Origin of the sequence: Gluconobacter aidae, from assembly GCF_009547075.1 — a bacterium.
Classification (GTDB): Bacteria; Pseudomonadota; Alphaproteobacteria; order Acetobacterales; family Acetobacteraceae; genus Gluconobacter; species Gluconobacter aidae.
In genome coordinates this window covers 1-797 of the sequence record NZ_WIPH01000104.1, presented here as the reverse complement: position 1 = coordinate 797, position 797 = coordinate 1, and the positions used below count along the sequence as shown (strand labels likewise).

Below are 797 nucleotides of genomic sequence, written 5' to 3'. Positions count from 1 at the left end.
AGGCGGGCAGATCCTGCCAGATCTGGCGCCGGGCATCCTACACGGTCTTCTCGATCTGCCCCTTCTCCCATCCGGCTGCCGGATTGCAGAAGGTCGCCTCGAACAGGTAATGGCTGGCCAGGGCCATGAAGCGCAGGTTGACCTGACGCGCCTTGCCAGAGCCAATCCGGTCCACGGCCGTCTTCATGTTATCAAAAATACCCCGCCGCGGCACGCCGCCGAGCACGCGGAAGGCCTCGGTAAGCGCATCAAAAAGCATCTCGTGGGTCTGCAGGGGATAGGCCCTGAGTATGAAGGCCCGGCTGAAGGACAGTTTGGTGTGGGCAACCTGCAGTTTGACGCGACGGCCGGCAATCACCGCCCAGTCCTCGCCCCAGTCAAACTGGAAGGCTTCCCCGGGCTGGAAGCACAGGGGCACGAAAACACCCCGGCCCGTTGTCTGGCGCGTCTGGTGCTGTTCGTGTTTCCACTGCCGGATGAAAGCAGTCACCCGTCCGTAGGATCCATCATAACCCAGTGCCACAAGGTCTTCATACAACCGTCGCGCCGTGCGCCGGTTCTTGCGGGATCGGGCGGCTTCCAAAACCAGCCATCCCCTCAATCTGTCAGCAAACGGGTCCAGTCGGCTGGGACGTTCGGGAACCTGGAACCGCGGTTCAATGCTCTCTGCCCGGAGATATTTCCGGATCGTATTGCGTGACAGTCCTGTCCGGCGTTCGATCTCGCGGATCGGAAGATGATCCCGGCGATGCCACCGGCGGATCACACTCAGAAGCTCCATGTCAATCACTCCAAAA

The 797-nt window shown here is 61.1% G+C and carries 1 pseudogene; it reads right to left on the bottom strand.

The annotated features are described in order from the left end of the window. Nucleotides 1-40 precede the first annotated feature (40 nt). Nucleotides 41-781 (bottom strand): annotated as a pseudogene (gene istA / locus GFJ39_RS13920) (IS21 family transposase); the annotation flags it as partial. Nucleotides 782-797 lie beyond the last annotated feature (16 nt).